The sequence below is a fragment of the Klebsiella sp. GB_Kp056 genome (assembly GCF_040064755.1).
Lineage (GTDB): Bacteria > Pseudomonadota > Gammaproteobacteria > Enterobacterales > Enterobacteriaceae > Klebsiella > Klebsiella quasipneumoniae.
Map to the genome: position 1 here is coordinate 1 of NZ_JBEAJA010000040.1, position 26,074 is coordinate 26,074.

The window sequence follows — 26,074 nt, forward strand, 5'->3', positions numbered from 1 at the left end:
GCAAAAAGGTAAGCACGAACCGGGGATGCAATGCCCGGCGGCGCTGCGCTTGCGCGGGCCTACGGTCAGGTGTCCTCCCCGGTCATCGTTTGTATCCCGGGTAGCGGCTTCGCCTTACCCGGGATACTCTGGTACCAGCGCCCAGGCCCGGTAAGGCGAAGCCGCCACCGGGCAAAAAGGTAAGCACGAACCGGGGATGCAATGCCCGGCGGCGCTGCGCTTGCGCAGGCCTACGGTCAGGTGTCCTCCCCGGTCATCGTTTGTAGCCCGGGTAAGGCGTTAGCCGCAACCCGGGAATTTCAGCCAATCAGACAATATCCTGCGCGTACTGCCACAGCGCCTTCAGCTGCGCCAGCTTCTCTTTATCATCCGCATACTGCTGATACAGCATCTGCAGTTCATCGGCATAGGCCTGCAAAAACTCAGGCGTAAATACCTGACGACGGTGCTCTAACCAGCGCTGCTGCTCGGCTTCATCGAGCGTGCCGGGAAAGTTGCGCGCCCGGTAGTTAAACAGCAGGCGTTCGATGCGCTTGTCGGCGAAGGTGATATCCAGCGCCGGCAGATTGCGCGGTTCCGTTTCCAGCACGATTTTCATCGCCGCGCGGTCGGCATCGCTAAAGAACCCATTGTAAAGCTGGGCGTCGACGTTTTCGGATGGCACGAACGGCTCGGCTTCGGCATACACCGCCACCACTTTCTCCCGCACCTGCGGATTCGCCCGCAGCAGCTGGGCATTCTCCAGACAGCGCTGAATGGAGATCCCCAGCCGGTCGGCATCCTGCGGGCGCAGGGTATTGGCCTGAGCCAGCACCGGACATTTATTGAGATGCACCAGCTTGATCGGCGCCGCCGGCAGATCGCCAAGCTCGGCGCGCGGGGTGTAAAGCCGCTCGCGCAGGGCGTCCGCATCCAGCTCCAGCAGCGGCGCTATATCCCCCGCCAGATCGACCATAATCACCGCATTGCGGTTTTCCGGATGCCAGGCCAGGGGCGCCACCAGGCTGGTGTTGCCGCGCGCGGCGCCGAACATGCCGGAGACATGCACCAGCGGCTTCATCTGCGGCACGTCGATGAGTGTCGCCAGCTTGCGCTTATTGCGGTGGCTGTAGAGATAGTCAAACAGCCGCGGCTGCCGGGTTTTCACCAGCTTCGCCATGGCGATGGTGGCGTACACGTCGGCCATCGCGTCATGGGCGTTCTGGTGTTCAATACCGTTGGCGACGGTCAGATGTTCAAGACGGAAGCTCGGCAGACCCTCGTCATTTTCCGGCCAGGCGATCCCTTCCGGACGCAGGGCATAGCAGGCGCGCATCACGTCGAGCAGATCCCAGCGCGAGTTATCGTGCTGCCAGCTCCAGGCATAAGGGTCATAGAAGTTGCGATAGAAGATATTCCGCGTCACTTCGTCATCAAAGCGCACGTTGTTATAGCCGACGATGCAGGTTTGCGGCACCGTGAACAGATCGTGGATGCGGCGGGCAAACGCGGCCTCGTTATCCCCTTTGGCCAGCGCTTCCTGCGGGGTGATCCCGGTGATCATTACCGCCTGCGGCTGCGGCAGGTAGTCGTCAGCGGGCTTGCAGTAAAACACCTCGGGCTCGCCCAGCACGTTCAGCTCCGCGTCGGTGCGGATGGCGGCGAACTGCGCCGGCCGGTCAAGGGAAGGGCTGGTGCCGAAGGTTTCATAATCGTGGAATAAAAATCCGGGCTGGTTGACGCTGTCTTGCATAGTCTGTTCATTATCCGTGGTGGCGTGCGACCGGTATGGTAAACGATTTGCCCGGTCATCAGAAGGGTAACGGCAAGCAACATCCTCCGCCGTGTCATATTTTCTTGCAATTAAACCCTGATATGAAACGCGAAGTTCCGTAAAAAGGACGGCGGATCTGTAAATCTAGAGGATATGCCGTTGAAAGGCCGTTTGTTTATTGCTGTATCTTTGCTCGCTTCGAGCGTTTCCTGCGCATTTGCCGTCGACTTACCTGCTACGGTCGCGCCGCCTTCCATTCAGGCTGGCTCCTGGGTGCTGATGGATTACACCACCGGTCAGGTACTGACCGCGGGTAACGAACATCAGCAGCGCAATCCTGCCAGCCTGACCAAACTGATGACCGGCTACGTGGTCGATCGCGCCATCGACAGCCATCGTATCACCTTTGACGATATCGTCACCGTGGGGAAAGACGCCTGGGCGAAGGGCAACCCGGTGTTCGACGGGTCATCCCTGATGTTCTTAAAGCCAGGGGATCGCGTCAGCGTCCGCGACCTCAGCCGTGGGCTGATTGTCGACTCCGGCAACGACGCCTGCGTCGCGCTGGCCGACTATGTCGCCGGCGGTCAGCCGCAGTTTGTCGCCCTGATGAATCAGTATGTCGAAAAACTGCATCTGCAGGATACCCATTTCGAAACCGTCCACGGCCTCGATGCCCCGGGCCAGCACAGTTCGGCCTATGACCTGGCGGTGCTGTCGCGGGCGATTATCCATGGCGAGCCTGACGTCTACCACATGTACAGCCAGAAAAGCCTGACGTGGAACGGCATTACCCAGCAAAACCGTAACGGTCTGCTGTGGGATAAAACCCTGAACGTCGATGGCCTGAAAACCGGCCACACGTCGGGCGCCGGGTTCAACCTGATCGCCTCGGCGGTGGATGGCCAGCGTCGGCTGATCGCCGTGGTGATGGGGGCCGACAGCCCGAAAGGCCGCGAGCAGCAGGCCGCGAAACTGCTGCACTGGGGGCAGCAGAACTTCGACACCGTGCAGGTGCTGCAGAAGGGGCAGAAGGTCGGCAGCGAGCGCATCTGGTACGGCGATAAAGAGCAGATTAAGCTCGGCACCGATCAGGATTTCTGGTTAGCGCTGCCGAAGGCGGAAGTGTCGCGGATTAAGGCGAAATACGTGCTGGATAAAAAGGATCTGGAGGCGCCGATCGCCGCCAACCAGCGGGTCGGCGAGATTTCGCTGTATGACGGCGACAAGGTCGTGGGCCACTATCCGCTGGTCACCCTCGAAAGCATTAATAAAGGCGGGGTGTTCTCGCGAATGAGCGATTACCTGCACCACGAGCTGTAACCACGCCAACCGCCTCTTTGCAGGCGGTTTTTTTTCGCCTGCCGCCCGGCAGACGCGGTGACAACATCGCCGTTTTTTTCATCAGCCGCAATGGCGACTCTGTGAATTCGCGCACATACTGAGGGGGGATCTCCTGTTAAATTAACTGTATATTCATACAGTCATTTATCTCCAAAGGAGGCAAGATGAACTACAGCGTCACCCCCCTCGGCAAGAAAACCATTGCCGGTTTCCATCTGGTCGGGCCCTGGGATCAAACCGTCAGGCAGGGGTTTGAGCAACTGATGATGTGGGTTGAGGGCCGGCAGGTGCCCGCCCGCGAGTGGCTTGCCGTCTACTACGATAACCCGGAGGACGTGCCGGCGGAAAAACTGCGCTGCGCCACCGTGGTCGCCGTTGACGAGGATTACGTCATTCCCGCCAACAGCGAAGGGGTGATCATAACGGCGATTGCCGGCGGGGATTACGCCTGCGCCCGCGCGCGGGTGGTGGATCACGACTTCGCCACCCCGTGGAGGCAGTTTTTCGACAGCCTGCTGCAGAGCACGGCGTATCGCATCGCCCCCCAGCCCTGCTTTGAGGTCTATCTTAACGACGGCAACCACGACGGCTACTGGGAAATCGACATGTATGTTCCCGTCGCCCGCGTCGCGTCGTAGCGATTTACCCCTGTTCCTGACAAGGATTTTTACATTCCCGGCACGCTCCGGGCGAAAAAGCAGTTACAATTGGCCTTTTCGTTTTGCCGGAGAGGGTTGTGCGCGCTGATAAATCACTCAAGCCATTTGAGATCCGCTTGTATCGCCATTATCGGGTGGTGCATGGTGTGCGGATTGCGCTGGCCTTTGTGCTCACCTTTTTGCTGGTGCGGCTGCTGAACGTGCCTGAGGGGACCTGGCCTCTCATCACCCTGGTGGTGGTGATGGGGCCGATCTCCTTCTGGGGCAACGTCGTGCCGCGGGCGTTTCAGCGCATCGGCGGCACGATCCTCGGCTCGGCGCTGGGGCTGGTGGCGCTGAAGCTTGAGCTTATCTCCCTGCCGCTGATGGTCCTCTGGTGCGCGGCGGCGATGTTCCTCTGCGGCTGGCTGGCGCTGGGCAAGAAACCCTATCAGGCGCTGCTGATCGGCATCACCCTGTCGGTGGTGGTCGGGGCGCCGCCGGGCGATATGCATACCGCCCTGTGGCGAAGCGGCGACGTGATCTTCGGCTCGCTGCTGGCGATGCTGTTTACCGGTATCTGGCCGCAGCGGGCGTTTATCCACTGGCGCATCCAGATGGCCAGCTATGTCACCAACTTCAACCGCCTCTACCAGGCCGGCTTCTCGCCAAATCTGGTGGATCGGCCGCGGCTGGAAAAGCATCTCCAACAGGCGCTCAACGACGTCGTCAAAATGCGCGGGCTGATCACCCCCGCCAGCAAAGAGACGCACATCCAGAAGGCGATCTTCGAGGCTATCCAGACCGTCAGCCGCAACCTCGTGTGCATGCTGGAGCTGCAGATCAACGCCTGGTGGGCAACCCGTCCGGGCCACTTCGTCATGCTCAATGCGCACACCCTGCGGGAGACGCAGCAGATGACCCAGCAGACGCTGTTGGCCATCGCCCACGCGCTGTACGAAGGGAACCCTCAGCCTGTGCGCGCCAATAATGAAAAGCTGAATGAAATCGTCCTCGAACTGCGCCAGCTGATGAAAGAGCAGGGGGACGATAGCCTGGCGGAAACCCCGATCCATGGCTATGTTTGGCTCTCTATTGAACTGGCGCGCCAGCTGGAGCTGCTGTCGCATCTGATCTGCCGCGCGTTGCGCAAATAAGCACCAGATGCACCGGGTAACTGCACGGGTTGTTTCGATTCAGCAGCGTTTAGGGTTATGATAAACGCAAAGGAAAAAACATTGTCATCAGCGACTGCTAGCAGTTATGTTAGCCCTATAACGCAGTCGCTTTACGAATCCGAATCTCAATTATTAGGGGTGTAAAAATGGAAACAACTAAGCCTTCTTTCCAGGACGTACTGGAGTTTGTTCGTCTGTACCGTCGTAAGAACAAACTGCAGCGTGAAATTCAGGACGTTGAGAAAAAGATCCGTGATAACCAGAAGCGCGTTCTGCTGCTGGACAACCTCAGCGACTACATCAAACCGGGCATGAGCGTGGAAGCCATCCAGGGCATCATCGCCAGCATGAAGAGCGATTACGAAGACCGCGTTGATGACTACATCATCAAGAATGCCGAGCTGTCCAAAGAGCGCCGCGACATCTCTAAAAAACTGAAAGTGATGGGTGAAGCCAAAGTCGAAGGCTAATCCCAGCTGTCCGGCGGCGGTCAGCGTCGCCGGGCTGTTCTGCACTACCACCTCCCGTCTCTTTTTCTGCGAAAACTTTGTCCCGGCAACTGCCTCTCTGCACCGACTCTTTGCTATACTGCCCCGCGAAAACGTATTGATATCGGAAAGGTTTCTCTCATCCTGGCCGGGCATCTGACGCAGCGGCGTCAGGGCGATATCTCAACACCTCTCACCTCTCCGACGATCGATTCGCCAGAAGACAAACTCAGGTGCTGACCGGGCGCGACAGAATCTCTTCCGCTGCTTTCGCCGACAGGAGTCAACCCCACGTGATTAAGTCATTCTTTGCCGCACTCTCGTTTATCAGCCGTCTGCCGGTCCCGGCGCGGTTATCTCAGGGCCTGGAGATCGAACAGTACCAGCGCAGTATCGTCACCTTCCCGCTGGTCGGTTTATTGCTCGGCGCCATCGCCGGCGCGGTGGTGTACCTCCTGCAGCCGTGGTGCGGCGTCCCGCTGGCGGCGCTGTTCGGCGCGCTGGCGCTGGCGCTGCTCACCGGCGGATTTCACCTTGACGGGCTGGCCGATACCTGCGACGGCATCTTCTCCGCCCGCACCCGCGATCGAATGCTGGAGATCATGCGCGACAGCCGGCTGGGTACCCACGGCGGGCTGGCGCTGATTTTTGTGCTGGTGGCGAAGGTGCTGGTGGTCGGCGAACTGCTGCTGCGCGATGTCAACCCCATCGCGGCGCTGGCGGCGGCCTGCGCCGTCGGTCGCGGAATGGCGGTGCTGCTGATGTATCGCCATCGCTATGCGCGGGAAAAAGGGCTGGGCAATCTGTTTATTGGCAAAATTAGCCTGCAGCAGACGCTGGTGACGATGGCGCTGGCGATCGCGCTGGCCACCGCCCTGCTGGGGCTGCAGGGGCTGCGCGCCGCGCTTATCGCCCTGGTGCTGATCTGGGGTCTGGGGTGGGCGCTGAAGCGAACCCTCGGCGGGCAGACCGGGGATACCCTCGGAGCGGCGATCGAGCTGGGTGAATTACTCTTTTTACTGGCGCTACTGTAAGGCCTGGCATCAACGGTGAGGAACAGAATGGAAACACTTTCGGCGTTACTGGCTGCCATTCCGCAGCCCGATGTGACGGGCATGGCGCGCGCGCAGCAGCATATTGATGGCCTGTTAAAGCCGCCCGGCAGCCTTGGCCGTCTGGAGAGCCTGGCGGTACAGCTGGCCGGTCTGCCGGGGCTGCAGGGGCAGCTGGCGCTGACTGAAAAAGCCATCGTGGTCATGTGCGCCGACCACGGCGTCTGGCATGAAGGCGTGACCCCTTCCCCGCAGGCGGTGACGGCCATTCATGCCGGCAATATGGTGCGGGGCAACACCGGCGTCTGCGTGCTGGCGGCGCAGGCTGGCGTGAGAGTGGAGGTGGTGGATGTCGGCATCGACGCCGAGCCGCTGCCGGGCCTGATCAACCTCAAGGTGGCCCGCGGTAGCGGGAATATCGCCCGGACGGCGGCGATGAGCCGTCAGCAGGCGGAGACGGTGCTGCTGGCCAGCATGCGTTTCACCCGCCAGCTCGCCGCCGACGGGGTGAACGTCTTTGGCGTGGGGGAGCTGGGGATGGCCAATACCACCCCGGCCGCTGCGACGATCAGCGTCCTGACCGGCAGCGACCCTGACGCGGTGGTGGGCTGCGGGGCCAATCTGCCGCTGGCGCAGCGGGGCCATAAGGTGGCGGTGGTGCGCCAGGCGATCGCTCATAACCAGCCGAACCCGGCGGACGGGCTGGACGTGCTGGCGAAGGTGGGCGGTTTTGATCTGGTGGGTATGACCGGGGTGATCCTCGGGGCGGCCTCCTGCGGCCTGCCGGTGGTGCTGGATGGCTTCCTCTCCTACGCTTCGGCTCTGGCGGCCTGCCGCATGGCCCCGGCGGCGCACCCGTATCTTATCCCTTCGCACCTGTCGGCGGAGAAAGGGGCGCGGATCGCCCTCGACGCGCTGGGTCTGCGCCCGTATCTCGATATGGACATGCGCCTGGGGGAGGGCAGCGGCGCCGCGCTGGCCATGCACCTGCTGGATGCCGCCAGCGCGATGTACCACCAGATGGGGACCCTGGCGCAGAGCAACATTGTGCTGCCCGATAGCGCGCCAGCGTCCTGATGATAAAGCGCATCGTCTCGAGGATGGGGGACGGTGCGCCGGGTTTACAGCGCCTGCTGCCAGACCGCCTGCGGCAGCAGGTAAACCTGCGCCGGGGCGCGCATACCGTCGCTGACAATATGGCCGATACCGCTGGCCATCACCGCCAGGGTGACGTCAAAGGCGTTAAGGCTGTCGCCGAAGCCGGCGGTCAGGTTGAGCATCGAGCCATTGGCCATCAGGTAGACGGTTTTGTCAGCCATGCGGTAGGCGTTGATATACGGCATCACCTCTTCCTGAGGGTACTGGCGCAGGTACTCGCCGTCGATCTCTTCCGCCACGTGGCCGACGTTAAGGATAAACACGCCCGCTTTCGCCCGGTCCAGCGCCTGGCGATTAACCACGTTTTTACCGCCTGTCGCGGTGGCTACCACGTCCGCCGAGGCGATAGCCTCCTGCAGATCGACCACGTGCCAGCCGTCATAGGCCGCCTGCAGGCGACGGGCAGGATCGATCTCCGCCACCATCACCTGGCCGCCAAAGGCTTTTGCCGCCGCCGCGACGCCCTGGCCAACCAGGCCGTAGCCGATCACCAGCACTTTTTTCTCATGCAGGGTGAGATGAGTGGTCTGGAAGAAGGTGTGCCAGGCGGTGAGTCCGACCATATGGCGGTTATGCAGCCCCTCTTTGACCGGCAGATCGTCCCAGTTAAAGATCGGATAGCCGGGCTGAATATCCCCCAGCCGATTGACGCCGGAGCCGGTGGCTTCCAGACCCGCCATGATGTTGCCGAACTCGCCGCGCTGATGGAGGAGGGTGGTGATATCGGCTCCCATTTCGCACAGGTGAGTGGGCTGCCAGGCGATCGCTTTTTCCCACGACTGTTGCCAGTCGGCATCGCTCATATTGCGCCAGGCGCAGGCCTCGGCGCCGCGCTCCACCAGCCAGGCCACCACGTCGTCCTGCACGGTGGTGGGGTTACAGGTGGTTAAAAAGACCTGAGCGCCCTTGTCGAGGATCCCCTGCACCAGCGGGATCATTTTCATGTCGAGGTGCATACAGCAGGCAAGGCGGACGCCGCTGAGGTCGGGCAGGGCGGCGACCTGACGCAGGGTACGCGGCATATTCTGGCTGGCCCATGCCACTTCTTTCGCTAAAGAGATTTTATTATTCACTGGGTTATGACCTTCAGTTCGCAAAAGGGGTATCCCCCTGACAGAAAAGGGATTCTATCAGCCCGGGCGAGAATTCACAGCCCTGTGCCGCCCGGAAATCGCCGCCCGCGCGATCCCCTGCTAAATACAGGGTTGTTAATGTAAGGTTAAAAAAAGAAAATAAAATATAAGTAACTCCTATGATCTGAGCGATAAAGCGATGTTAAGTGTTATTCCCGCGGGCCTGTTTTCACGGCTGCGGATTTTCTTTGGGCGGCTGAAGCCGCACGCGCTGCCGGTGGCTCGTCGGCATATTGTGCTGGGCTCTATCGGCGCCGGTACCGGGCTGGCGGTGACCAGCATGTTCAGCCACTGGCTGCTCGGCGAAGTCAACCTGTGGTTTATTGCCCCCATGGGCGCATCGGCGGTACTCCTGTTTGGCGTGCCGAGCAGTCCGCTGGCGCAGCCGTGGTCGATTGTCGGCGGCAATGTGCTGTCGGCGCTGATCGGCGTCACGGTGGGTATGCTGGTGCCCGACCCGGCGCTGGCCTGCGGGCTGGCGGCGGCGCTGGCCATCGCCGGGATGTATTTTCTGCGCTGCCTGCATCCTCCCGGCGGCGCGGTGGCCCTGACGGCGATCCTCGGCGGCGCCGGGGTGCACAGCGAAGGCTATCACTTTGTGCTGACGCCGGTGCTGCTCAACTCGCTGATGTTGGCGCTGCTGGCCATCGTGTTTAACAATCTGGTTGGCCGCCGCTACCCCCATCCGCTGGCGGCGGAGGAGGTCAAATCCCGTGCGGTGCCGCTGGGCATTTCGGTTACCCGGGAGGATATTCACGCCGCCCTGCTGGAAGGCCAGTTCCTCGACATTGACGAAGACGATGTCCAGGAACTGCTGGAAAATATCGAACAGCAGGCGCGCCAGCGCATCGCGGCGGCTGGCCGCCGCTGACAGCGCCCTCCCGGCCGCGGGTTAGAGATCGCCGGTAAGATACTGCGCGACCCCGCGGCCAAAACTCCAGTCGCCTTTCTGGTTGCTGATAATCGACACCATCACATCATCCCCGCTCAGGCCGCAGTGTTCCGCCAGCTCCTCCTGCAGAATGGCGAAGAAACGCTGCTTCTGCGCGTCGCTGCGCGGGCTGGTATAGACCCGCACCACCACCTGATCCCGCGTGCGGGTCAGTCCGAGGCCGGTGTCTTCAATCACCATATGATGGGCTTTGTTTTCGTGAACAATCTGGTAGCGGTCGCGTTCCGGTACTCCGAAGGCGCGCAGCACGGCGCGATGAGCGGCATCCAGCAGGGTTCTGATCTCCTGTTCCGTACGGCCTTCAATCAGGTCAAATGTCAGTAATGGCATGCAGGTGGTCCTTATCGTTAGGGAATAATCGCTGTCTGATATGGATGCTAGCCGATGCCGTCGCGGGCAAAAACCGCTATAGTTGAATACATTGTTTTTACTGGTGAACAATCAATATGAGCGAGAGTCGTCCGGAGAGTTACTGGGCCCATCTCTACTGGCTGACGGTGCTGGAAGAGCAGAAAAGCTATACCCGGGCCGCGGAAAAGCTGGGGATCAGCAAGTCGGCCATCAGCCAGAAAATCAGCGAGCTGGAGCGGGTGACCGGTAAAACGCTGGTCCATCGCACCACTCGCAGCGTCAGCCTCAGCGACGACGGGCTGCGGCTGGTGGCGGAGCTCAGTGAACCGTTTGGCCAGCTGCGGGATATTTTCACCGGCGCCTGCGATGAGGGCGGACCGCTGCGGGGGACGTTGCGCCTGACCGCGCCGGTGGCCTTTTCCCGTCAGCAGCTGGTGCCGGCGATCGCGCCCTTTTTACATCAACATCCCCAGCTGCATCTGCAGCTGGAGGTGACCGACCGGCTGGTCTCTCTCGGCAGCGAAGGGTTCGACCTCGCCATCCGCCACTGTCGGCGCGAGGCGCTCCCGGACACCCACGTCGCCTGGCCGCTGTGCCACACGGCCACGCTGATCGTCGCATCCGCCGAATATATTCGCCGCCATGGCCGCCCGGAGACGCCCGACGATCTGCGTCAACACCAGTGCCTGACCTATCCCCGTGGGCCCCAGCGCCCGCAGTGGACGTTCGCCTCCCGCCAGACGCCCGATGAGCGGGTGACCATCAACGTGCAGGGGCCGTTCGCCACCAACAACAGCGAGTCGCTGCGCGATGCGGTGCTGGCGGGGTTGGGGGTGGCGCTGCTGCCGGATTTTAGCGCCCGGGAGGCTATCGGCCGCGGGCTGGTGCAGGAGCTGCTGCCGGCGTGGCAGCCGGTGGAGGTGTTCGCCGATCGGCTGTACGTCATCCGGCCCTATACTCCGCGGGTGTCGCGCGCGGTGGAGACCTTTAGCCGCTACCTGAAAGCGACCTTCAGCGAGCCGCGTCCAGCTCCCGGGCCAGCGCCTCGCTGAAGCGGGGGAGCAGATGGCGCTCGCCGGGAAGCAACTGCGCCAGGGTGACGGTTTTGTCGGCGCGGTAGACCCGCCCGCTGCCGAGCTGCGCTTCGAAGGCGTTCGCCGCCTGATGCGCCGCGCTAAGGTCGGCGTCAATAAGGATCACCGCATGGGCCAGCACCACATGGCCGCCGCTCGCCGTCTGCGGCCGCCAGTACTGGGCGGTACCGACAATCTTGCGCGCCTCCTCTCCCTCTCCGCAGGCGAGGTTATACCGGCCATCGCAAAAGGAACCGCTCACCGCCCGGGCGTGGCTGGCAACGCCGAAGCGCGCGAGGGTGCGCTGCAGCACAGCGCACAGCGAGTGATAGATGGGTTCGGCGGCCTCGCCGAGCGGCTGCTGCACCGGCCAGGCGAGGCTGAGGTTGATAATCCCCGGCCCCTGGGGCACCAGACCGCCCCCGGAGCGGCGGAGCCATACCGGCCAGCCCCGCGCGGCAAAACGCGCACTGACCGCCGGCAGGTCCGCAAACTGACGATAGCTCCCCGGCACCACGAATCCCTGCGGCGCCTGCCAGAGCTGGGCGACGGCCTCGCCGGCGCCGGCTTTGGCAAACAGCGGTTGTTCCGCCTGGGTGGGGTCCTCGCAAAACTGCAGCGCCAGCGAGGCGGGGGTAAAGCGGCGTGGCCAGCAGTCGGCCAGGGGCAACAGAGACATGCGTTCTCCTTACCGGAGGGCGCGGGTCGCGCCCTCCGAAGGCTGGTCAGTCGACGGTATGCTTTTTCATCAACAGCGCGGTGAGCGCTGACAGCAGGCATCCCGCGGTCAGATAGAGGGCCACGCTGTGCCAGGAGCCCCCGGAGAAGGTGACCAGCGCCGCGGCGATAAAGGGCGTAAAGCCGCCGCCGACCACGCTCGCCACCTGGTAGCCGACGCCGGCGCCGCTGTAGCGATAGCTGGCGCCGAACAGCTCGGTAAACATCGGCTGCTGGACGCAGACCACCATATCATGGGCGATATTGGCCAGCATCAGGGCGAAGAACAGGATCCAGAAAACGGACTGACTCTCCAGCGCCATAAAGAACGGAAAACCGCTCAGCGTGCCGATCAGCGCCCCGGTAATATAGATCCGCCGGCGGCCAAAGCGGTCTGCCAGCCAGGCGAAGCAGGGGATAGTCAGACAGCTGAGGCCGCCCACCAGCAGGCCGATGTTGAGGAACAGCTCGCGCGGCAGGCCGAGGTTTTGCGTCGAGTAGTTGAGGGCGAAGGCGGTGACGATGTACATGGTCAGCAGTTCGCACAACCGCAGGGCAATAATCAGTAAAAACGCCCCGGGATGGCGAAGCAGCGCTTCCACCACCGGCAGTCGCTTTTTCACCTGCGGCGCGTTGGCCTGGCTCTGCTGGGCTTCAAACTCCTGCGATTCGGCCATACCGTTACGGATCCACAGCGCAATCAGGACCAGCGCCACGCTGAACAGGAAGGGTAAGCGCCAGCCCCAGCTGAGGAACTGCTCGTCGGTGGTCAGGCTGCTGATCAGCGATACCAGCCCGGTGGAGAGCAGCAGGCCGACGCCGTAGCCCACCTGCACCCCGCTGCTGTAAAAGGCTTTTTTTCCCTTCGGCGCGTTCTCCACCGAGAGCAGCGCCGCGCCGCCCCATTCGCCGCCGACGGCAAAGCCCTGAACCGCCCGCAGGAACACCAGCAGCACCGGCGCCCACCAGCCGATCTGGCTGAATGAGGGGAGCAGGCCGATGCAGGCGGTGGCGATACCCATCATCCAGACGGTCATCATCAGCATCCGCTTGCGCCCGAGACGGTCGCCGAAGTGGCCAAAGATAATCCCGCCCAGCGGGCGAAAAAGAAACCCGACGCCGAAGGTGGCAAACGCGGCAAGGGTGCCCATCGCCGGGCTGATTTGCGGGAAAAATTCGCGGTTGAACACCAGCGCGGCGGTAATGCCATAGAGAAGAAAATCGTACCAGTCGACCACGGCGCCGGCAAAGCTGCCCCATGCCGCCCGCCGGGCCCGATGCAGCGAATCCGGCGCCTCGCCGGGCTGCACGCTTATTGTTGAATCCATACCCTGTCCTGTCAGTCACGTAATTCGTTGTTATTGGAATGAGACGCTTTTCGCGTAGCGTCTGCACTGAGACTACCGCGCAGCGGCCGTGGAGGAAAGTAGTTTGCCTGCTAAGCGGCGAGCTGGTGCAAAAATAAGCGACCGGAAAGGCGGGCGAAATCACACCCTTTACTCAACATTCTGGCAATTTGCCAGCAAGCTTATACTTTTAATTAAATCAACGGATAACAAAGAGGAGCACCTTTTAAGAATTGACGTAAATGGTTTACACTTAACATGTCTCCTTCTCTGGAATGGTGAGTTAAATGCGTCTACTTCTTGCAGTTTTATTTTGTTCTGTCATGTTGCCTTCTGCTTATGCTGAAAAACTGCCTGCGCCGACAGGAAAACCTGTACTGACCATTTCCGGCAAAATCGGAAATACGAACGTCGGTGACAAGGCGGTTTTTGATCTCGCGATGCTGGAAAAGTTGGGCATGAAGACGGTGGAAACCACCACCCCCTGGTACACCGGCAAGGTCCGTTTTGACGGCATTCCCCTTAATAAACTCATGGATTTAGTCGGCGCTAAAGGTCAATCCGTCCGCGTGCTGGCGCTCAACGACTACACCACCATTATCCCGATGGACGATTTTTATAAATTCCCGGTCATTATGGCGTTAAAAATGAACGGCCAATATATGCGCGTTCGGGATAAAGGCCCGTTATTTATCGTCTACCCTTACGACAGCAGCGCTGAATTACAGAACCAGATCTATTATTCCCGATCGGCCTGGCAAGTTTCTAAGATTATAATAGAGTAAGGGTCGGATCTTGAATCGAATACTCACGGCTATTATTTTGTCGTTGTTTATTGTGACTGGATATATTACTTATCTGGTGCATGAGCGACAAAGTGAGTTGCAAAAATTTACCCGCTATACGGACTCGTGGTCAATGTCGCAGATGGTATCGGAATATATGCGACTGGAGTCTCGTCTGGCGGGAATGGCGATTGGGGCCGAAGGGGCGGACCACGATGAGGTGCGCCTGCGCCTCGAAATCATGATGAGCCAGATCGAACTCCTGCAGGAGGGCGATCTGGGTCGCTTTATTAATAAAAGCGAACAGCGGAAGGCGGTGGTCGCCACGCTGATCCGCAATCTCCATTTGCTTGATAAACAAGTTGATACCATGACGCCGGCGCAGGTTAAAGCGATCCTGCCGGTGTTAAGCGAGCTGGATGGCCCCCTGACCTCAATGGCGGCCGCCACGCTGACGCAAGATATTAATATCGTTAATATCACCCATGATAAAATTCAGCATCTCTATTATATCTACTCGGTGATCTCCATTCTGCTGATCGCCATGTGTATTTCCCTCGGCCTGCTGATGCTGCGGCAGAATAATAACCTGCGGCGCGCCCACGTTCGTATGAAAACCCTGGCCAACGATCTGCAGGCCTCGAAAGAGAAGCTGCAGGTGCAGAACCGTCGACTGCAGTACGATGCCTACCATGATTCGCTGACCGGTATGCCCAACCGTCTCTCTTTCTGGCAGCGTCTGCAGGAGATCGTCAATCAGGTGCGCCCCTATAATGGCTGCGCCGTGGTGATGCTTTTCGACCTCGACAGCTTTAAGGATGTAAACGATACCCTCGGGCATGACGCTGGCGATAAGCTGCTGCAGGATCTGGCCAGCCGCCTCTCTTTTTTCCGTAAAACCTCAGAGACGCTGTATCGTCTCGGCGGCGATGAGTTCGCGATGCTCTCTTACGATCTGACCGAAGAGATGGCGCTCGAGCGGGCCAATGTTATCCGGGAGAAGATCAGCCAGCCCTATCAGATCTACGATGCGCAGATTAATATCGACGCCTGCATCGGGATCGTGATCTCTGATGGCGAAAGCCGGACCGATTATCTGTACAAGTGCGCTGACCTCGCCCTGTATGAGGCGAAAAAAGAGGGCAGCGGCCATGTGCAAATCTTCCGGCCGGGAATGCTGCAGCGTCTGCAGGAGAATAAATCGTTTGAAGACGATCTGCTGCAGGCCCTGGCCCATGACGAATTCAAAGTCTACTACCAGCCGATCGCCGATACCGTTACGCGCGAAATCTACGGTTATGAAGCGCTGGTTCGCTGGTTCCATCCGGTGCGCGGCGCCGTGCCGCCGACGGTGTTTATCCCGGTGGCAGAGAAAATCGGCCTTATCAATGCCCTCGGCGAGTGGGTGCTGAAAACCGCCTGTGCCGAAGCGGCCAGTTGGGCGACGCCGCTCAAGGTTTCGGTCAACGTTTCACCGATTCAGCTGATGAACACCTCGCTGACCGACACCATTATCAGCGTATTGCAGCAGACTGGCCTCGATCCGCGACGGCTGGATCTGGAGATCACCGAGTCGGATGTGTTCAATGAGAACACCCGTTCGCTGGAAATTCTCAGCCAGCTGCGCGAGCAGGGCATTCAAATCTCCATCGATGACTTTGGTACCGGCTATTCTTCGTTGTCGCGTTTAAGCTACTTCCCGTTCGATAAAATCAAAATCGACCGCTCGTTTGTTATCAATATTCCGGAGCAAAAAGACGATCTGGATATCGTGCGCCTGATTATCAGCATGGGAAAGAGCCTGCATATGCGCATTGTGGCTGAAGGCGTGGAGACCGAAGAGCAGTTGGCCTCGCTGCAGGCGCTGGGCTGCGACCTGGTGCAGGGCTATTTAATCGGCAAACCGAGTCCGCTGCGCTAAATGAAATATGAAGGCCCTTAAAGATATTATTCCGGGCGATTTCAGCAAGCTGAAATCGCCTTTTTTATTTTCCCTTAGCGCTAATCCCAGAGGGGTATAAAAAGGAGTAGAGATAAAATTCGCCAGGAAAATAATATCCTTCACCTTTGAAAGAGGTATATGATATGCATCATATAGGCTATTTCTGACCGTATCCTTTGCGACGGTAAAGTGAGGCGCAATCATGCAGCGAATTATTATTCCCACCCATTACGTTCATACCCGCAGCACGCCGCTGTGGACTAAGGAGACCGCTCCGGCCTCTATCTGGCGCCGCCATCTGGACGCTGGCACCCGCCAGGGGGTCTATCCCCGGCTGTCGGTGATGCAGGGGGCGATCCGCTATCTCGGCTATGCCGATGAAACCAGCCCCGAACCGGTTGAAACGCTGACCATTGAAGCCGGCCAGTTTGGCGTTTTTCCGCCGGAAAAATGGCACTGCATTGAGGCCCTCTCGGAGGACACGGTATTTAATGTCGACTTCTATGTTGATCCGAAAATTCTCATCGAGGGATAAAATTATGAACAGTGAAAATAAAGGTTATACCTTAGCGGTAGAGAATGGCCGGCTTCAGCGGAAACAAGAAAAAATATTCCTCAAACCGATGGTCTTGTATATTCCGCAGCAGGCGGTAGAGGCCGTTAATGGGCTGCTGAGCGCTCTGCCGGACGACAATTTAGAGGGGGAGTTTGTGCTGACGGTCACCAATAACAATAACGGCGTCTCGGTCGATAAAAGCTTTTCCTCGCTGGCGGCGCTGCGCGACCCGCTTAGCGCGGCCGATGCGGTGAAGGAGCTGATCACTATCGTCCGCGGCTATGAGTCCGACGAAGAGACCAACGTTTGCGGCTGGTAAGGCCGCTATCCCGCTGCCGGCTGGCCGCTGTCGCCCAGGGCCATCTGACCCACCAGCCACTCCCGCAGCGCGATAATATCCGCCCGCTGCGCTGCCGCTTCGGTGGTGACCAGATAGTAGTTGGCGCCCGGCAATGCGCCGCTGAATGGCGCGGATAACACCCCGCGCTGCAGCAGATCCCGCGCCAGCAGTTCGCTGGCGATCACCGCCCCCTGGCCGGCCACCGCCGCCTGCAGGGCATGGGTTTCATCGCTAAAGGTTAACCCCGCGTCAATATTCAGCGTCGGCGGTCCATAGCGGCGACGCCAGTTCTCCCAGCTCGGCGAATCGGCCGGTACGTGCCGGTTGGCGACGTGAAACAGCGTCACCTGCGCCAGATCGTCAGGCCGGCTGAGGGCCAGCGTCGGGCTGGCGACCACGATAAAGCGATCCTTATGCAGCAGGGTACAGCACAGATCCGGCTCGGGCGTTTCGCGATAGCGAATCGCGGCGTCCACCGTGCCCAGATGCAGATCCACCCGTTCGACGCTGGTGTGCAGACGCAGGTCGATAGCCGGAAAGCGGGCGGTGAAGTCCGCCAGCCGTGGCACCAGCCAGTGGGTGAGAAAATTGGAGGTGGTGGTGACGGTTAAGGATGGCGGCTGGCGGGCCTGGGCTATCTGGACGACGGCCTGCTCCAGGGCGCTGAAGGCGCGCTGGGTAGCGGCGTAGAGGATCTCGCCATCGGCGGTCAGGCTGACGCCCTGCGCGCTGCGTTCGCAGACCCGGCACTCCAGGACCGATTCCAGCAGTTTAATCTGATGGCTGACCGCCGTCGCGCTGACGCCGAGCGCTCCGGCGGCCAGTTTAAAACTACGCTGGCGGGCGACGGCGTGAAAGGCGCGCAGGGCGCCCAGCGGCGGCAGGCGGGGGGTTCTCATGGCTGAGTTTTTCTCATCTATGGCTGAAAACTATGCGTTTGTGTGTCCCTGTATAGTGGCGATAGGCTACGGGCATGTAAAGACGATGACATGAGTTATTTTCATGCCGTTTAATGTGTCAGGAGCTGAATATGCACGTTTTACACCACCATGCCGCCGCGGACGCGGCGGGAGCCATCGACCCGCGCGGTCGCGCCATCGCCCTCAGCGTGGTCTTCGCCGCCGGGTCCTTGCTGTTCATCATGGCCCCCGTTATCGGGGCGAGCGGCACGCTGGGTCTGCTGGCGCTCCTGATCGCGGCCTTCGGCGCCGGATGGGGATTCGCGCGCGCGCAGCCCTGGCTCTATCGGGCGCCCCTGACGGCGACGCGCTGGGCCTTCCTGGTGTCGGCGGCCGGCTGGCTGCTGGCGCTGGTGGCCTGGTATGGCGGCCAGGCCTGGCCGGCGCTGCTCCCCGGCGTGATGTTCGGCAGCGCGGGGGCGGCTGTCGCCTGGCGCGTTGCCGCGGGACGGGCGGCACTGTCGGGTCGCCACGTCAGCGGCGCCACGGCGCTGAGCGTGGCTGTCGCTATCGCGGCGACGCTGCTGACCTGGCACACCGCCGGGGCAGGACGCGGCGGCGTGAACTTTGCCTTCGCCGTGCTGCTGGACTGGGCGCTGCTCGGCGCGCTGATTGTGCGGATCCGCCAGCAGGAGAGTGCGGCGTAGCCGCCGCCGCTTGCCGGGTTCAGGCGAGCCGATCAAGCGAAACGGGATAAGTCGTCCGGCGGGGTGATAAATTTCTTCTACACTGTTACTGGCATCACATTCCTGCGCGGCTGGCTTCTCAGCCGGCCGCCGTCGGCATTCAGTCCAGGCACGGGCCTGCAGGCTGGTTATCCTGAAAGAGGAGTCTGTAACATGGCATTTGTCACCACCCAAGACGGCGTCAATATTTACTTCAAAGACTGGGGTCCAAAGGAAGCTCAGCCGATTGTTTTTCATCACGGCTGGCCGTTAAGCGCCGACGACTGGGATAACCAGATGTTGTTTTTCCTTGCCGAAGGCTTTCGGGTCATCGCCATCGACCGCCGGGGCCATGGCCGCTCCGATCAGGTCAGCGAGGGGCATGATATGGACCATTATGCGGCAGACGTCTCGGCGGTAGTGGAGCATCTGGATCTGCACAATGCGGTCCACGTCGGGCACTCCACCGGCGGCGGCCAGGTCGCCCGCTACGTGGCCCGCTACGGCCAGCCGCAGGGGCGGGTGGCGAAGGCGGTGCTCATCAGCGCCGTTCCGCCGCTGATGGTCAAAACCGAACAGAATCCTGGCGGCACGCCGATCGAGGTGTTTGACGGTTTCCGCAAAGCGCTGGCGGCTAACCGCGCCCAGTTCTATCTCGACGTCGCCTCTGGCCCGTTCTATGGCTTTAATCGTGAAGGAGCGGAGGTGTCGCAGGGGACGATCCAGAACTGGTGGCGACAGGGGATGATCGGCAGCGCCAAAGCCCATTATGAGGGCATTAAGGCGTTTTCAGAAACGGATCAGACCGAAGATCTTAAGTCGATTACGCTGCCGGTGCTGGTCATGCAGGGCGATGACGATCAGGTGGTTCCCTATAAAAATGCCGCTATCCTGCAGGACCAGCTGCTGCCCAACAGCCAGCTGATCGTTTACCCTGGCTTCCCGCACGGGATGCACACTTCCCACGCCGATACCATCAACGCCGATCTGCTGGCGTTTATCCGCGCCTGATCTTCCCTTTCGCCGTGCGGAATGCCGCAATGGCCTTCCGCCAGCGCCCCGGCCGCCCGTCGCCGGGGCGCGCCGGTTGACGAGCAGGGGAAATCTGCTTAACTCATGGAATACCTGACGACTATTTTTCCCCTGGCAGGATAAAACGCCGGGTTTCCCGCGGGAAGCCCGGTGGAATTCTGCGCAAGAGACAAGAGAGAGACAATGAAATTAGCCGGACTTCATCCCGACGAGCAGCGTCGCCTGCAATCGCTTCGCTCTTCCGGGCTGTTGAATAGCGGAAAAGAAGAACGCTTTGATCGCCTGACCAGGCTTGCCCGTTCGCTGTATAACCTGCCGGTGGCGTCCATCAGCCTGGTAGGGGAAGATCTGCTGCATATCAAATCCTGTGCCGGTCTGGATGTGGACACGGTGCCGAGAGACATTTCATTTTGCGCCCATACCATTTTGCAAACCGACCCGCTTATCGTTAACGACATGCAGCAGGACGAGCGTTTTCACGACAACCCGCTGGTGATCCAGGCGCCGTTTATCCGCTTTTACGCCGGGTACCCGGTGCAGCTGCCGGATGGCGCGACGGTGGGGTCTTTTTGCCTGATGGACCATCAGCCGCGTTCGTTTTCCGCGCATGAAATGCAGATCTTAAGCGATCTGGCGGCGATCGTGGAGGATGAGTTCAAGGTGCTGGATGCGGCAACCTCTGATGAGCTGACGGGACTGTTTAACCGCCGGGGATTCCTCACCCTGGCCGAGTATGCCCTGCTGACGGCCCAGCGCCGTCATGAGCCGGTCAGCCTGGCGTTTGTCGACCTCGATCGCTTTAAGCACATCAACGATACCTGGGGGCATGAAGAGGGCGATCGCGCGCTGATCGCCATCGCCGATTTGATGAAAGCCGCCTTCCGTGAATCCGATATCCTCGCCAGGCAGGGGGGCGATGAGTTTATTATTCTGTTCGCCAATACCAGCCGCCACGATGCCGCGGCGGCGATGGAGACGCTCAGCCACAACGTGGCGCGTTTCAACCAGCAGGCGGCTCACCCCTGGCAGCTGGCGTTCTCCTGGGGCTGCGTGGAGTACGATCCCGCCAGCCACCCCAGTCTCAACGCGCTGGTGGCCACTGCCGACCGCCTGATGTATCAGGCGAAGCAGAAACAGGGGCGCGAGCGCCGTTAATCCTTTGCGGCGGCGGCATTCAGCAGGTACTCCTGCGCCTGCTGCCGCTTCTGCGCATAGTCACCGAGCAGCGCCTGCTGCGATTTCCCCGCGTTGTCATAAAACAGGCCGCCCTGATCGGCGATAAAGTCATAATGCTGTTCCAGCTGGCCTATCACCCAGTCGATACGTTGCAGGGTGAGCAAGGTGCAGGACTGGCCATGCAGGTCGTCTTCAATATCCAGCACGTGTGAGCGGAAGGCCTCCAGGGCAAATAACCGGCTCAGCGCGGCAGGGTCCGCCAGCGCCGTTTCCCAGCGCGCCGTTATCTGCTGAAAATGAGCCTGCACCTGCGGAGATGCCCGCCGGGCGCGAAGCCAGACCAGCTTGCGCCGGTAGCTTTCGACCGCCAGCCGCTTCATCTCGCGATATTGCGCCAGCTGCTGTTCGGCATCGGGCACCCGGGTCATCAGCCAGCTAAAAAAGAAGCGGGTCTCAAAGCGCTCGACAAAGTGAAACTGGGGATCGGCCAGACCGTTGCTGTTGAATTCTCTCAGCGGGTCGAAGGGATACATATAGCCAAAATCGAACAGCCACAGCTGCTCCTCCCGGTCCACCAGCAGGTTCCCGCTACAGAGATCCCACTCCATCAGCCCCTGCTCCTCACAGGCTTCCAGCGTGGTGAACAGCTGAGCGATCAGCGGCGGGGTCAGCTGGTGAATCGGCTCGCCATCGATCCAGGGGGAGAGGAGGATGCCGAGGCGATAATCGGCATACAGCGTCGGGACGATGTGGGTGAAGCGCGGCGCGGTATTTGGGTCATCCTTCAGCCGTTGCAGCGCCTGCCGGCGCTGTACCTCGTTTAAAAACGACAACTGCCCGTTAAGGTTGGCAACGCCGGCGACGGCGCGTCGTTTCTTTAAATTGTACTCCTTGCCGGCGATGCGCAGCCGGTAAACCTCGCCGGTCAGCCCCGAACCGTATACCTGCACCACATAGGGTGAATCCGCAGCCAGCGCGGCGAGGGTCTCCGGCGGCAGTGGACAGTGATTGACGTCGCCGACGATAAGAGGTTCTCCGCTGCGATCGAACGCCTGCTGCTGCTGTTGTCTGAGGTTCATGGCGCCTCCTTAAAAGACATGGGACAGAGTGATTCATTCACGCTATCTCACCCGCAAGCGTCAGCAAAATCATCCTACCGCCAGGCGCTTTTTCAGGCTGAGCGGTGGCGCGTTCATGGAGGATACCTGGGGCGTAGGGCGGCGGCCCTGACGCCGTTGTCAATGAGGTGTTTGCCAGGCTGGGTGCGATTCAGAGTTAACGCCAGAGACGCAAGAAAGCAAAAAGCCTGCTCGAAAGCAGGCTTTTTAAATTTGGCTCCTCTGACTGGACTCGAACCAGTGACATACGGATTAACAGTCCGCCGTTCTACCGACTGAACTACAGAGGAATCGTGTGGAGTCGTATCTTAGCGGCGAAAAATCTTTTGTCAAACATCAATTCGCCCGTTCAGGTGCAACTGCCGCTTCCATCAACAATTTGTTGTCATTTCCGACAATGATTACGGAAAAATACTTTGCAGGATATCCATTTCTCGATCATCATTTGAAATGTTGTTTCAACATCTCTCACTAAGGTCTCTCTTGAACGTCACCTCCGCCGTACGCCAGGCCGTCGAACGGACATCCTGGTTTAAAAAACGTCAGCGTTATCGTGTGCTGTACTGGCGCGAAATCAGCCCCCTCGCTGTGCCCATTCTGCTGGAAAATGCCTGTGTGCTGTTGATGGGGGTGTTGAGCACCTTCCTTGTCAGCTGGCTGGGCAAAGAGGCCATGGCCGGGGTGGGCCTGGCCGATAGCTTTAACATGGTGATCATGTCGTTTTTTGCCGCTATCGATCTGGGTACCACGGTGGTGGTGGCCTTTAGCCTCGGCAAGCGAGATCGGCGGCGGGCGAGAGCGGCCGCGCGCCAGTCGCTGGCCATTATGACTCTGTTTTCCATTGTGCTGGCGGGAGTGATCCACGCTTTTGGTCAGGAGATTATTAATTTTGTCGCCGGCGATGCCACCCCGCAGGTGAAGGACCTGGCGCTGACCTATCTCGAGCTAACGGTGCTGAGCTATCCGGCGGCGGCGATTGCGCTGATCGGCAGTGGGGCGCTGCGCGGCGCCGGGACCACCAAAATCCCGCTGTTGATCAACGGCGGGATGAACATCCTCAATATCCTAATCAGCAGCGTGCTCATCTATGGCCTCTTCTCCTGGCCGGGGCTGGGCTTTGTCGGCGCCGGTCTCGGGCTGACCATTGCCCGCTATATTGGCGCCATCGCCACTATCTGGGTGCTGATGGTGGGCCTCAATCCCGCGCTGCGGCTGTCGCTGAAGGGCTACTTCAAACCCTTTAACTTCGCCATTATCTGGGAGGTGATGGGGATCGGCATCCCGGCCAGTATCGAATCGGTTCTGTTCAATGGCGGTAAACTGCTGACCCAGATGTTTGTCGCCGGGATGGGCACCAACGTTATCGCCGGCAATTTCATTGCTTTTTCGGTGGCCTCGCTGATTAACCTGCCGGGCAACGCCCTCGGCTCCGCCTCGACGATCATTACCGGTAAGCGGCTGGGGAAAGGGCAGATTGGCCAGGCGGAATTCCAGGCCTGGCATGTGTTCTGGCTGTCGACCATTATTCTGACGCTGATTGCCTGGGGCAGCGCCCCGTTCGCGGGCTTTATCGCCTCGTTCTATACCCATGAAGAAGACGTAAAAGAGGTGGTGAAGCAGCTGCTGTGGCTCAACGCCCTGTTTATGCCGATCTGGTCGCTGTCGTGGACTTTACCCTGCGCCTTCAAAGGCGCCCGTGACGTACGTTATACCATGTGGGTGTCGATGCTCGGCATGTGGGGCTGCCGGGTGGTGGCGGGCTATACGCTGGGTATCGTGCTGGGGATGGGCGTGATCGGCGTCTGGTTAGGGATGGTGCTCGACTGGGCAGTGCGCGGCGCGCTGTTTTACTTCCGCATGGTGAGCGGTCGCTGGCTGTGGAAGTACCCGCGGGTGAAGGCCTCAACGCCGGATACCTGATCCGTTTGCCGGATAAACGCCATTTTTTGCGCAAAGTGAGGAATAATTCGGCAAACGATTCATTTTATTAAAAACAGGCTTTACAGCGTCCGGCGTCATCGTTAATATGCGCCCCGTTCACACGATTCCTCTGTAGTTCAGTCGGTAGAACGGCGGACTGTTAATCCGTATGTCACTGGTTCGAGTCCAGTCAGAGGAGCCAAATTTAAAAAAGCCTGCTTTCGAGCAGGCTTTTTGCTTTTCTGTCTGTCCGTTTCCTTGCGGACTCAACATCCGCAGCCACCGCCGGGACGTTTGTTTCGCTCACCCGGGCACTGACGCTCCCCTGCGGGGAACGCCAGCGTTTTCCTCTCTCTTCCCCCGTCGCCGGTTAGCGGAACGGCGGTTCGTTGAAGGTGCGTAGCTTACGCGAGTGCATGTGATCCCCCTCGGCGCGCAGCAGGTCGATGGCCCGAATGCCGATCTGCAGATGCTCAGAGATGGCCCCCTCATAGAAGCGGTTGGCCTGACCGGGGAGCTTGATCTCACCGTGCAGCGGCTTGTCCGAGACGCAGAGCAGCGTGCCGTAGGGGACGCGGAAGCGATAGCCCTGGGCGGCGATGGTCGCGCTCTCCATATCGATAGCCACCGCGCGGCTGAGATTAAAGCGCAGCGCGGAAGCGGAATAGCGCAGCTCCCAGTTACGGTCGTCGGTGGTGACCACCGTCCCGGTACGCAGCCGCTGCTTCACTTCCTCGCCCGGCATCCCGCTCACCTGCTTGGTGGCGTCGTACAGGGCGCGCTGCACTTCGGCAATGCTGGGGATGGGAATATCCGGCGGTAGCACCGCATCCAGTACATGGTCGTCGCGCAGATAGGCGTGGGCCAGCACATAGTCGCCGATTGCCTGGCTTTCACGCAGGCCGCCGCAGTGGCCGATCATCAGCCAGACATCCGGGCGCAGCACCGCCAGGTGGTCGCAGATGGTTTTGGCGTTGGCCGGGCCGACGCCAATGTTAATCAGGGTGATCCCTTTGCCATCGTGGGTGATCAGATGCCAGGCCGGCATCTGGTGCTTCTTCCACGCCAGATCGGAAATGGCCTGCTCCGGCGCTTCGGTTTCGGCGGTGATCCAGATCCCGCCGGCGCAGGAGAGGGCGATATAGGGGCTGTCAGGATCGAGGATCTGGCTGCAGCCCCAGCTGACAAACTCATCCACGTAGCGGGTATAGTTGGTGAACAGCACATAGGGCTGGAAGTGTTCCGCCGGGGTGCCGGTATAGTGCCGCAGACGCGCCAGCGAAAAATCGACGCGCCGGGCGTCAAAGTGCGACAGCGGATAGAACTCGGTAGGATGGAACAGGCCGTCCGCGGTCTCATCGCCAATCTGCGACAGCTCGGTGGTGGGAAAATAGCGCGTCAGACCGGCGCTCATCGAACGGTCAAGGGTCAGGGTGGAACCGTCTATCACGTAAGGGTAGGGGATTTCATGCTGTGACAGCTCGACGCTAATATGGGCGCCATAGTCCTGAAACAGCAGGGTCAGCTGTTCGAGCAAATAGTGGCGGAACAGTTTCGGGTTGGTGATGGTAGTGGTATAGCACCCGGCATGGGTGAAACGTCCCCAGGCGCGCGTTTTAAGGGCTTTATGATCGGCGCCGTCCCAGGAGACCGACAGCTGCGGATAGACAAAAAGGCCTTCCGCGCGGGCTTCGGTATCAGGGAGCGTATGATGGTCAATATAGTCGCCGATGGCTTTGCGCAACGCCGTGACCGAGGCTTCATAACGCGCTTCCAGCTCGGCAAGCGCTTGTTCCGGGGTCAGACTGGCGGCCTTGTTATTCATGATTCGCTCCTTGTTTCAGGTCTGCTGACATTCCCGATAGTATGTCACAGCGGGAAAAGGGCGAAGGGGAATTTATCTGTCAGTTGCGAAGATACTCAGATCAATACCGGCACAGGGGCCGGACTCGATTTATTTACCGGCGTTTGCCCAGCGCGCGCTGCTATAATGGCTGGCGTTGCGGATCTTCAATGTCTGCGCCGGATTATTATTCAGACAATAGCGCGCATCGGCCAGCGGTGTGAGTTTATCCCCTTCCCGCAGGCGGAGGCGACAGGCTTCAATCTCAGCGATCATCTCCAGTGCGCCGCTCTGGAGCACGACGCGGCAGGGGCTGGACGGAGAATTATCCTGGACTTTTTTTACCCACCACTCCATCTGTTTTTTTCCTCTCCTGGTGACACATCCGCCGATAATTCATGTTTCTTAAAAATCTGACAATAAGATTATCCCGCTGGTTTATGCAGTGTTTAAAAACAGGCGACCAAACGTTGATCTCAGCGGTAGGTTTTTTTTCGCCGGCAGGGAATGATCTGCCGGGTTTAATTTGCCGGAAGCGATGACTATGCTGAAAAG

General features: G+C 60.0%; 26 protein-coding genes and 2 tRNA genes. 17 read left to right on the top strand and 11 right to left on the bottom strand.

The window, feature by feature from the left end; all coding sequences use genetic code 11:
* Nucleotides 1-307: 307 nt before the first annotated feature.
* Nucleotides 308-1,732, bottom strand: a complete 1,425-nt coding sequence (sbcB, locus tag ABLV52_RS06845; protein ID WP_348890203.1) for an exodeoxyribonuclease I — start codon at nucleotides 1,730-1,732, stop codon at nucleotides 308-310.
* Between the two features lie 180 nt (nucleotides 1,733-1,912).
* Between sbcB and dacD the strand changes: the two genes are divergently transcribed.
* The 6 genes from dacD (at nucleotide 1,913) to cobT (ending at nucleotide 7,530) form a co-directional block, all read left to right on the top strand.
* Nucleotides 1,913-3,076 carry a serine-type D-Ala-D-Ala carboxypeptidase DacD gene (gene dacD / locus ABLV52_RS06850; protein WP_023290332.1) on the top strand — a complete coding sequence of 388 codons (1,164 nt, stop codon included), beginning with the start codon at nucleotides 1,913-1,915 and terminating at the stop codon, nucleotides 3,074-3,076.
* 185 nt (nucleotides 3,077-3,261) lie between these two features.
* Complete coding sequence (gene sbmC, locus ABLV52_RS06855; RefSeq protein ID WP_032453434.1) at nucleotides 3,262-3,735, top strand: DNA gyrase inhibitor SbmC; 474 nt, start codon at nucleotides 3,262-3,264, stop codon at nucleotides 3,733-3,735.
* Between the two features lie 98 nt (nucleotides 3,736-3,833).
* The gene (locus ABLV52_RS06860) at nucleotides 3,834-4,892 is read left to right on the top strand and encodes an FUSC family protein (RefSeq protein WP_004203544.1); all 1,059 of its coding nucleotides are present in this window, start codon (nucleotides 3,834-3,836) and stop codon (nucleotides 4,890-4,892) included.
* A 167-nt stretch (nucleotides 4,893-5,059) separates the two neighbouring features.
* On the top strand, nucleotides 5,060-5,383 hold the full coding sequence (locus ABLV52_RS06865) for a DUF496 family protein (RefSeq protein ID WP_002911883.1): 324 nt from the start codon (nucleotides 5,060-5,062) through the stop codon (nucleotides 5,381-5,383).
* A 311-nt stretch (nucleotides 5,384-5,694) separates the two neighbouring features.
* A complete protein-coding gene (gene cobS / locus ABLV52_RS06870; protein ID WP_023290330.1) occupies nucleotides 5,695-6,435 on the top strand; it encodes an adenosylcobinamide-GDP ribazoletransferase in 741 nt (246 codons plus the stop codon).
* 27 nt (nucleotides 6,436-6,462) lie between these two features.
* A complete protein-coding gene (gene cobT, locus ABLV52_RS06875; protein ID WP_048336052.1) occupies nucleotides 6,463-7,530 on the top strand; it encodes a nicotinate-nucleotide--dimethylbenzimidazole phosphoribosyltransferase in 1,068 nt (355 codons plus the stop codon).
* Nucleotides 7,531-7,574: 44 nt separating this feature from the next.
* Here the strand turns inward: cobT and ABLV52_RS06880 are convergent, their stop codons facing one another.
* On the bottom strand, nucleotides 7,575-8,684 hold the full coding sequence (locus ABLV52_RS06880; protein WP_048336050.1) for an adenosylhomocysteinase: 1,110 nt from the start codon (nucleotides 8,682-8,684) through the stop codon (nucleotides 7,575-7,577).
* Nucleotides 8,685-8,883: 199 nt separating this feature from the next.
* Here ABLV52_RS06880 and ABLV52_RS06885 point away from each other — a divergent pair, with 199 nt between their 5' ends.
* A complete protein-coding gene (locus ABLV52_RS06885; protein ID WP_087786133.1) occupies nucleotides 8,884-9,615 on the top strand; it encodes an HPP family protein in 732 nt (243 codons plus the stop codon).
* A gap of 21 nt (nucleotides 9,616-9,636) precedes the next feature.
* On the opposite strand, the gene ABLV52_RS06890 is transcribed toward ABLV52_RS06885, so the two are convergent.
* On the bottom strand, nucleotides 9,637-10,026 hold the full coding sequence (locus ABLV52_RS06890; RefSeq protein ID WP_348890204.1) for a tautomerase family protein: 390 nt from the start codon (nucleotides 10,024-10,026) through the stop codon (nucleotides 9,637-9,639).
* Between the two features lie 116 nt (nucleotides 10,027-10,142).
* Between ABLV52_RS06890 and ABLV52_RS06895 the strand changes: the two genes are divergently transcribed.
* Nucleotides 10,143-11,099 carry a LysR family transcriptional regulator gene (locus ABLV52_RS06895; protein ID WP_348890205.1) on the top strand — a complete coding sequence of 319 codons (957 nt, stop codon included), beginning with the start codon at nucleotides 10,143-10,145 and terminating at the stop codon, nucleotides 11,097-11,099.
* Here ABLV52_RS06895 and ABLV52_RS06900 read toward each other — a convergent pair.
* Nucleotides 11,059-11,799 (bottom strand): lipoate--protein ligase A, encoded by a 741-nt coding sequence (locus tag ABLV52_RS06900; RefSeq protein WP_032453426.1) that lies wholly within the window; start codon nucleotides 11,797-11,799, stop codon nucleotides 11,059-11,061. The two genes, ABLV52_RS06895 and ABLV52_RS06900, sit on opposite strands and share 41 nt — an antisense overlap.
* 46 nt (nucleotides 11,800-11,845) lie before the next feature.
* Nucleotides 11,846-13,165, bottom strand: a complete 1,320-nt coding sequence (gene shiA, locus ABLV52_RS06905) for a shikimate transporter (protein ID WP_023290324.1) — start codon at nucleotides 13,163-13,165, stop codon at nucleotides 11,846-11,848.
* A gap of 341 nt (nucleotides 13,166-13,506) precedes the next feature.
* Here shiA and ABLV52_RS06910 point away from each other — a divergent pair, with 341 nt between their 5' ends.
* Together ABLV52_RS06910 and ABLV52_RS06915 are read left to right on the top strand one after the other, a co-directional pair.
* Nucleotides 13,507-13,968, top strand: a complete 462-nt coding sequence (locus ABLV52_RS06910) for a molybdopterin-dependent oxidoreductase (RefSeq protein ID WP_023290323.1) — start codon at nucleotides 13,507-13,509, stop codon at nucleotides 13,966-13,968.
* Between the two features lie 10 nt (nucleotides 13,969-13,978).
* Nucleotides 13,979-15,889 (top strand): EAL domain-containing protein, encoded by a 1,911-nt coding sequence (locus ABLV52_RS06915; RefSeq protein WP_032428929.1) that lies wholly within the window; start codon nucleotides 13,979-13,981, stop codon nucleotides 15,887-15,889.
* Here the strand turns inward: ABLV52_RS06915 and ABLV52_RS06920 are convergent.
* Nucleotides 15,860-16,114, bottom strand: a complete 255-nt coding sequence (locus tag ABLV52_RS06920) for a hypothetical protein (RefSeq protein ID WP_087824153.1) — start codon at nucleotides 16,112-16,114, stop codon at nucleotides 15,860-15,862. The two genes, ABLV52_RS06915 and ABLV52_RS06920, sit on opposite strands and share 30 nt — an antisense overlap.
* Here ABLV52_RS06920 and ABLV52_RS06925 point away from each other — a divergent pair.
* Nucleotides 16,113-16,445 (top strand): DUF1971 domain-containing protein, encoded by a 333-nt coding sequence (locus ABLV52_RS06925; RefSeq protein ID WP_002911866.1) that lies wholly within the window; start codon nucleotides 16,113-16,115, stop codon nucleotides 16,443-16,445. The genes ABLV52_RS06920 and ABLV52_RS06925 overlap by 2 nt on opposite strands.
* A 4-nt stretch (nucleotides 16,446-16,449) precedes the next feature.
* Nucleotides 16,450-16,785, top strand: coding sequence for a DUF1869 domain-containing protein (locus ABLV52_RS06930; protein ID WP_348890206.1), 336 nt, complete (start codon nucleotides 16,450-16,452; stop codon nucleotides 16,783-16,785).
* A 5-nt stretch (nucleotides 16,786-16,790) separates the two neighbouring features.
* Here ABLV52_RS06930 and ABLV52_RS06935 read toward each other — a convergent pair whose 3' ends face one another.
* Nucleotides 16,791-17,705, bottom strand: a complete 915-nt coding sequence (locus tag ABLV52_RS06935; RefSeq protein ID WP_348890207.1) for a LysR substrate-binding domain-containing protein — start codon at nucleotides 17,703-17,705, stop codon at nucleotides 16,791-16,793.
* A 131-nt stretch (nucleotides 17,706-17,836) separates the two neighbouring features.
* Between ABLV52_RS06935 and ABLV52_RS06940 the strand changes: the two genes are divergently transcribed.
* From ABLV52_RS06940 to ABLV52_RS06950, 3 genes are all read left to right on the top strand, one after another.
* A complete protein-coding gene (locus ABLV52_RS06940) occupies nucleotides 17,837-18,412 on the top strand; it encodes a hypothetical protein (RefSeq protein WP_348890208.1) in 576 nt (191 codons plus the stop codon).
* A gap of 192 nt (nucleotides 18,413-18,604) precedes the next feature.
* Entirely contained in the window at nucleotides 18,605-19,441 is an 837-nt protein-coding gene (locus ABLV52_RS06945) for an alpha/beta hydrolase (protein WP_044524034.1), read from the top strand.
* A 204-nt stretch (nucleotides 19,442-19,645) separates the two neighbouring features.
* Entirely contained in the window at nucleotides 19,646-20,617 is a 972-nt protein-coding gene (locus ABLV52_RS06950) for a sensor domain-containing diguanylate cyclase (protein WP_023290317.1), read from the top strand.
* Here ABLV52_RS06950 and ABLV52_RS06955 read toward each other — a convergent pair.
* Nucleotides 20,614-21,717, bottom strand: a complete 1,104-nt coding sequence (locus ABLV52_RS06955) for an AarF/UbiB family protein (RefSeq protein WP_348890209.1) — start codon at nucleotides 21,715-21,717, stop codon at nucleotides 20,614-20,616. The two genes, ABLV52_RS06950 and ABLV52_RS06955, sit on opposite strands and share 4 nt — an antisense overlap.
* Nucleotides 21,718-21,970: 253 nt before the next feature.
* Nucleotides 21,971-22,046 (bottom strand) — tRNA-Asn (locus tag ABLV52_RS06960).
* Between the two features lie 193 nt (nucleotides 22,047-22,239).
* Between ABLV52_RS06960 and ABLV52_RS06965 the strand changes: the two genes are divergently transcribed.
* Nucleotides 22,240-23,676, top strand: a complete 1,437-nt coding sequence (locus ABLV52_RS06965; RefSeq protein ID WP_023290315.1) for an EmmdR/YeeO family multidrug/toxin efflux MATE transporter — start codon at nucleotides 22,240-22,242, stop codon at nucleotides 23,674-23,676.
* Between the two features lie 126 nt (nucleotides 23,677-23,802).
* A tRNA-Asn gene (locus ABLV52_RS06970) sits at nucleotides 23,803-23,878 on the top strand.
* A gap of 168 nt (nucleotides 23,879-24,046) precedes the next feature.
* Here the strand turns inward: ABLV52_RS06970 and ABLV52_RS06975 are convergent.
* Nucleotides 24,047-25,501: an AMP nucleosidase gene (locus ABLV52_RS06975; RefSeq protein ID WP_147733329.1), complete on the bottom strand. Its 1,455-nt coding sequence runs from the start codon at nucleotides 25,499-25,501 to the stop codon at nucleotides 24,047-24,049.
* Nucleotides 25,502-25,630: 129 nt separating this feature from the next.
* Nucleotides 25,631-25,876, bottom strand: a complete 246-nt coding sequence (pmrD, locus tag ABLV52_RS06980; RefSeq protein WP_023290305.1) for a signal transduction protein PmrD — start codon at nucleotides 25,874-25,876, stop codon at nucleotides 25,631-25,633.
* Between the last annotated feature and the right edge of the window lie 198 nt (nucleotides 25,877-26,074).

Bases quoted from the DNA above. Each gene is read 5' to 3' on its own strand.
- pmrD (WP_023290305.1), bottom strand. From the start codon at position 25,876: ATGGAGTGGTGGGTAAAAAAAGTCCAGGATAATTCTCCGTCCAGCCCC.
- ABLV52_RS06930 (WP_348890206.1), top strand. From the start codon at position 16,450: ATGAACAGTGAAAATAAAGGTTATACCTTAGCGGTAGAGAATGGCCGG.
- cobT (WP_048336052.1), top strand. From the start codon at position 6,463: ATGGAAACACTTTCGGCGTTACTGGCTGCCATTCCGCAGCCCGATGTG.
- ABLV52_RS06865 (WP_002911883.1), top strand. From the start codon at position 5,060: ATGGAAACAACTAAGCCTTCTTTCCAGGACGTACTGGAGTTTGTTCGT.
- ABLV52_RS06935 (WP_348890207.1), bottom strand. From the start codon at position 17,705: ATGAGAACCCCCCGCCTGCCGCCGCTGGGCGCCCTGCGCGCCTTTCAC.
- ABLV52_RS06950 (WP_023290317.1), top strand. From the start codon at position 19,646: ATGAAATTAGCCGGACTTCATCCCGACGAGCAGCGTCGCCTGCAATCG.
- ABLV52_RS06890 (WP_348890204.1), bottom strand. From the start codon at position 10,026: ATGCCATTACTGACATTTGACCTGATTGAAGGCCGTACGGAACAGGAG.
- ABLV52_RS06975 (WP_147733329.1), bottom strand. From the start codon at position 25,501: ATGAATAACAAGGCCGCCAGTCTGACCCCGGAACAAGCGCTTGCCGAG.
- ABLV52_RS06925 (WP_002911866.1), top strand. From the start codon at position 16,113: ATGCAGCGAATTATTATTCCCACCCATTACGTTCATACCCGCAGCACG.
- ABLV52_RS06895 (WP_348890205.1), top strand. From the start codon at position 10,143: ATGAGCGAGAGTCGTCCGGAGAGTTACTGGGCCCATCTCTACTGGCTG.
- ABLV52_RS06920 (WP_087824153.1), bottom strand. From the start codon at position 16,114: ATGATTGCGCCTCACTTTACCGTCGCAAAGGATACGGTCAGAAATAGC.
- sbcB (WP_348890203.1), bottom strand. From the start codon at position 1,732: ATGCAAGACAGCGTCAACCAGCCCGGATTTTTATTCCACGATTATGAA.
- ABLV52_RS06900 (WP_032453426.1), bottom strand. From the start codon at position 11,799: ATGTCTCTGTTGCCCCTGGCCGACTGCTGGCCACGCCGCTTTACCCCC.
- ABLV52_RS06910 (WP_023290323.1), top strand. From the start codon at position 13,507: ATGTTGCCTTCTGCTTATGCTGAAAAACTGCCTGCGCCGACAGGAAAA.
- ABLV52_RS06955 (WP_348890209.1), bottom strand. From the start codon at position 21,717: ATGAACCTCAGACAACAGCAGCAGCAGGCGTTCGATCGCAGCGGAGAA.
- sbmC (WP_032453434.1), top strand. From the start codon at position 3,262: ATGAACTACAGCGTCACCCCCCTCGGCAAGAAAACCATTGCCGGTTTC.
- ABLV52_RS06945 (WP_044524034.1), top strand. From the start codon at position 18,605: ATGGCATTTGTCACCACCCAAGACGGCGTCAATATTTACTTCAAAGAC.
- shiA (WP_023290324.1), bottom strand. From the start codon at position 13,165: ATGGATTCAACAATAAGCGTGCAGCCCGGCGAGGCGCCGGATTCGCTG.
- ABLV52_RS06885 (WP_087786133.1), top strand. From the start codon at position 8,884: ATGTTAAGTGTTATTCCCGCGGGCCTGTTTTCACGGCTGCGGATTTTC.
- ABLV52_RS06940 (WP_348890208.1), top strand. From the start codon at position 17,837: ATGCACGTTTTACACCACCATGCCGCCGCGGACGCGGCGGGAGCCATC.